We start from the raw sequence: 5147 nt of genomic DNA, 5'->3' as shown, positions 1-5147 counted from the left end.
GGTTCTAGGTTCTAGGTTCTTCAATACAGTTGCAAACTAAATATACATGGTAAACTTTTCCTAGCGCCTATTTCTTCCTAGCGCCAAAAACCTTTATTTTTTACCATGCCTCGCTAGTCGCTCTAGCTTTTCTTTTAGTGACGGTGGTGCGCTTTGTGCAATCGCATTAAGGTAATCAGCGGTTTGTTCACTCATAGCTAATTTATTCGCGGGAGTGGCGTTAGCTGTTTTTAACGCATTATTTGGACTTAATCGTTGGCTGGCTTGTGGGTTAGCGGTAATTTTGATTTGCCCAAGTTCTGCCATACCGGCACTACGAAAGTGTGACAGCATATCCATTTTTAAGTAGTTTAAACGCAGTGCTATAGGTGCAGATACCGCCTCAATCATCAGCGTACCATCGCGATAATTACTAACGCGACATTTTCCACCTAAATTAGCGCCCAAAAATTCACTTAACAAAGTTTGTTGTTTATCTAATGCTTGGCTTTTACCTGCATACGACGACAATCGACCACTCAGGCCAGCCATAATATCGTTTAAAGGTTTTGGCGCGAACCTATCTTTAGCCATGCAAAACACCAAAAGTTACATTGAAGAGACTGAGTTTAATTGAATGCAAAGGTTAAAGCTACCTCGAGAAATGAAAGATACAGGGTAATAGGTGCTAGGTATTAGGTTAAAGGTTAAAGGCAGAGATTAGCTACACCTGAAATCTAATGACTGATGGTTCAATACAACCGCGCGGCATAAAGCCGCGCCTACGTTTTAAAACATAGGAGCTAGGTTTTTAGTCACTTCCCTAGCACCTAGTACCTTTGTCTTCCTAGCACCTTTAACCTTTTCGCGGTGGCAAGCCACCCGCCTACAAGTAATTAATTAAACATCAAAGTACAACTTAACTCCGTAGGCGTTAAGCTTGCTGACGCACAAACTCCGATACAAAATTGAACATCGCGGTGGCAAGCCACTAGCCTACAAGTGATTTAACATCGAGGCAAACTTTAACACCGTAGGCGTTGAGCTTGCTGACGCAAAAACACCGAAACAATATTGAGTATCGCGGTGGCAAGCCACTCGCCTACAGTGAATAATTAAACACTGAGATTAACGTTAACACCCGTAGGCGTTAAGCTTGCTGACGCACCAACACGGAGCCACATTTAAAACATAGGAACTAGGTTTTAGGCTATAGATCCAAGTCACTTCCCTAAAACCTAAGACCTTTGTCTTCCTAGCACCTATTCACTTCCCTAATACCTCCAACCTTTTAATTTGACATTTTTTATCCTAACCTTGTTTCTAATTTGTATAATTTAATCAACAAGGATCAACCATGAAAATTACCCATCATGGAGCGGTGAATGGGGTTACGGGGTCATGCCATCAGTTGGATTATGATCAACACTCATCGGTGTTAATTGACTGTGGGCTTTTTCAAGGGGAAGACGCAGGGCCAAGTTTAGCTATCGACTTTGATATCTCAACTGTCACTGCGCTGATTGTTACGCATTGTCATATTGACCACGTTGGCCGCATACCTTACTTATTTGCTGCTGGTTTCTCTGGCCCTATTTTTACTTCGAAGGCATCAGCAAGTCTATTACCATTAGTGATTGAAGATGCACTTAAAGTCGGTGTAACGCGAGATCAAAAAATTATTAACGCCTGTTTAAGCTTACTTGCCAAGCGTATTGTCGCTATCGAATTTAATAGCTGGTTTGATTTACCAACCACCAGCAACAAGCCCACCGCGAAAGCTCGCTTACAACGTGCCGGGCATATTTTAGGCTCCGCCTATGTTGAAATCGATATAAAAACTAAAACTAGCAAGGGAAATTCCCATCGCGTAGTATTTTCTGGTGACCTAGGAGCGCCGCATACTCCACTACTGCCTTCCCCAAAAGCGCCTTACAAAGCCGATACTTTAGTGATCGAGTCAACCTATGGTGATAAAAACCATCAAGGCCGAAAAGAACGCACGCAAACACTGAAAAAGGTGATTGAAAAAGCCGTTGCCGATAATGGCATTGTACTTGTGCCAGCGTTTAGCATTGGCCGTACACAAGAGTTACTGTACGAACTGGAGCAAATAATTCACAACGCAGCTAAAAATTCGCCATGGCAAAGCATAGAGGTTATTGTTGACTCCCCGATGGCAGCTAACTTCACCACAGAGTATCGAAAATTTAAAACCCTCTGGGACGATGAAGCAAAAAAACGCTTAGCCAAAGGTCGTCATCCATTAAACTTTGCGCAGTTGCATACTATCGACAGCCACCAAGAGCATATTGCCGTAATTAATTACCTAAGCAAACGCAAACAACCCGCAATTATTCTTGCCGCTAGTGGCATGTGTAACGGCGGGCGAATTGTGAATTACCTAGAGCGATTTTTACCTGATGAAACTACCGATGTGATTTTTGTTGGCTACCAAGGCCGTGGCACGCTCGGCCGAGATATTCAAACCTATGGACCAAGTAATGGTTATGTGCATATTAATGACCATAAAATCACCATTAACGCAGCAGTACACACAATCAGCGGCTACAGTGCTCATGCAGATCAAAACGGCTTAATAAAATTTGTAACAGGTATGCGTAAAAAGCCCAGCCATATAAAAATAGTCCATGGCGATGATGATGCAAAACAGGCATTAGCCCAAGAGTATCGAGAGGTACTAGGAGAAGGAGTTAAAATTGAAATTGGGGAATCGTTGACGAGCTTCGAGTAGCGGGCTACGAGCAGCCCGGTGTTAAATTTAGTCTAATTCCTAGTCTTTAACCTTTTCATTATTCTGTGTAGCACAGGTTGTGAGATTCTCATGAGCTTTTGATTACATAGATCAATTTCCCAAGCATTCTCCCAATTACTTCGCACTCATTTAATGCGAACTATGTTTGCTCGTGATTGATATAACCAAGCTCAAAAACAATCATAAGCTGCGTTTTTAATTCTCCTACAGAGCCTTTTGCCACAGAAAGAAAATACGCTCTTTCTTTATCGGAATAGCGCTCATAACCTTCCGCTATATTACTCGGAACAGAAACAGCACAGCGACACATTTGATCTTTAAGCCCAAAATCTCGTAAATCATTGAAAACTTGATATACAAATAAACTTAATGAAAAAGATTTCTTCCATACATCTAAATTTTCATATTTCATCACCCCTCCTGGGTTGCTACTCCCTTTCGAAAACGACTAAATAACAATGGAACTATAATTTAACTGCAGGACGTAATATATCACCTCGCAGAACAACCCAGAACCTAATTACTATAATCAGCGGCTAAGATGATACGTAGCCCGCAACTCGAAGCTCGAAACCTCAGACATCTAAATTTTACACTACCTTTAAATGACTTGGTTTTTTAGGGTTAACTAACTCTGCAACAAAGCTTGTAAAGTCAGCGCCTAGGTTTTCATCACGCATGCTGTATTCAACAATCGCTTTTAAATAACCTAATTTATCACCACAGTCATGAGCTCGGCCGCTCATATGAAATGCTTCAACCGTTTCAATTTTCATAAGCATATCAATAGCGTCGGTTAGTTGTATTTCACCACCTGCGCCAACCGGAGTTTTATCAAGTAATTGCCAAATAGTTTTTGACAGCACATAACGGCCAACTACAGCAAGGTTTGATGGCGCGTCACCAACACTTGGTTTTTCAACCATTGTTTTGATTTTCGCACTTTCACCCGCAGTAATTACAGCGCCATTTATATCAGCAATGCCGTATTTACATACATCTTGCTCAGGTACGGGTTCAAGCATAATTTGGCTTGCTGATGTTGCTTTAAAACGTGCAATCATAGCCGCTAAGTTTTCTGTTTTTTGATCTGCAGTATAAGCATCAAGTATTACATCAGGCAGTAAAACTACAAAATCTTCATCACCAATGATTGGTTTAGCACACAACACTGCATGACCCAAACCTTTAGCTTCACCTTGGCGCACATGTAAAATAGTTACATCAGGTGGGCAAATAGAGCGCACTTCATCAAGTAACTTACGCTTTACGCGTTTTTCAAGTGTCGCTTCAAGTTCAAAGCTAGTATCAAAATGGTTTTCAATCGCATTTTTAGAGCTATGAGTAACAAGCACAATTTCTTTAATACCCGCAGCAACACACTCATTCACTATGTATTGAATAAGTGGTTTATTAACCAGTGGGAGCATTTCTTTTGGAATAGCTTTAGTCATTGGCAACATACGTGTACCAAGACCCGCAACAGGGATAACAGCCTTCATAATAGATCCTTTATAGAGTGTTTAAATCAATTTAGGATCAAGTTAGCAGCGCAAAGCTTTATAGGGAGTGAATGAGTTCGGGCTTCGAACAGCGAGTTCCTAGCACCTTTAACCTGTTCGCGGTGGCAAGCCACTCGCCTACAAGTAATTAATTAAACACCAGAATACAATTTAACACCGTAGGCGTTAAGCTTGCTGACGCGTGTTTATTAACATCTTTATCTTCTCGCCTAAGGTAAAATGTACAAAACGTAGGAAATGGCTTTAGCTTTAAAACATAGTAGCTAGGTTTTAGGCTCTAGGTCCTAGTCACTTCCCTAGCACCTAATACCTTTGTCTTCCTAGCACCTCTAACCTGTTCGCGGTGGCAAGCCACTCGCCTACAAGTAATTAATTAAACACCAGAGTAAAATTTAACACCCGTAGGCGTTAAGCTTACTGACGCAAAAACACCACATCACATTTTGAAACGCGGTGGCAAGCCACTCGCCTACAGGTAATTAATTAAACATCAAAGTAAATTTAACACCGAGATAAACGTTAACACCCGTAGGCGTTAAGCTTGCTGACGCAAAAACACCACACCACATTTTGAAACGCGGTGGCAAGCCACTCGCCTACAAGTAATTAATTAAACACCAGAATACAATTTAACACCGTAGGCGTTAAGCTTGCTGACGCAAAAACACCACACCACATTTTGAAACGCGGTGGCAAGCCACTCGCCTACAAGTAATTAATTAAACACCAGAGTAAACTTTAACACCGTAGGCGTTAAGCTTGCTGACGCGTGTTTATTAACATCTTTATCTTCTCGCCTAAGGTAAAATGTAAAAACGTAGGAAATGGCTTTAGGCCTGTTCGCGGTGGCAAGCCACTCGCCTACAAGT

4 protein-coding genes are annotated in these 5147 nt (G+C 41.5%); 1 reads left to right on the top strand and 3 read right to left on the bottom strand.

Annotated elements, in window-relative coordinates; all coding sequences use genetic code 11:
* Window positions 1–93: 93 nt before the first annotated feature.
* Window positions 94–573 (bottom strand): DUF721 domain-containing protein, encoded by a 480-nt coding sequence (locus H5200_RS22655; RefSeq protein WP_145236680.1) that lies wholly within the window; start codon window positions 571–573, stop codon window positions 94–96.
* 763 nt (window positions 574–1336) lie between these two features.
* Here H5200_RS22655 and H5200_RS22650 point away from each other — a divergent pair.
* On the top strand, window positions 1337–2734 hold the full coding sequence (locus H5200_RS22650) for an MBL fold metallo-hydrolase RNA specificity domain-containing protein (RefSeq protein WP_182762745.1): 1398 nt from the start codon (window positions 1337–1339) through the stop codon (window positions 2732–2734).
* A gap of 160 nt (window positions 2735–2894) precedes the next feature.
* On the opposite strand, the gene H5200_RS22645 is transcribed toward H5200_RS22650, so the two are convergent.
* Window positions 2895–3167, bottom strand: coding sequence for a four helix bundle protein (locus tag H5200_RS22645; RefSeq protein ID WP_220491401.1), 273 nt, complete (start codon window positions 3165–3167; stop codon window positions 2895–2897).
* Window positions 3168–3345: 178 nt separating this feature from the next.
* Window positions 3346–4257: a UTP--glucose-1-phosphate uridylyltransferase GalU gene (galU, locus tag H5200_RS22640; protein WP_182762743.1), complete on the bottom strand. Its 912-nt coding sequence runs from the start codon at window positions 4255–4257 to the stop codon at window positions 3346–3348.
* Window positions 4258–5147: the final 890 nt, after the last annotated feature.

This window comes from Pseudoalteromonas sp. SG43-7 (assembly GCF_014164295.1).
Lineage (GTDB): Bacteria > Pseudomonadota > Gammaproteobacteria > Enterobacterales > Alteromonadaceae > Pseudoalteromonas > Pseudoalteromonas rhizosphaerae.
The sequence above is the reverse complement of the archived record's forward strand: the minus strand, read 5'-3'. Positions and strand labels throughout refer to the sequence as shown.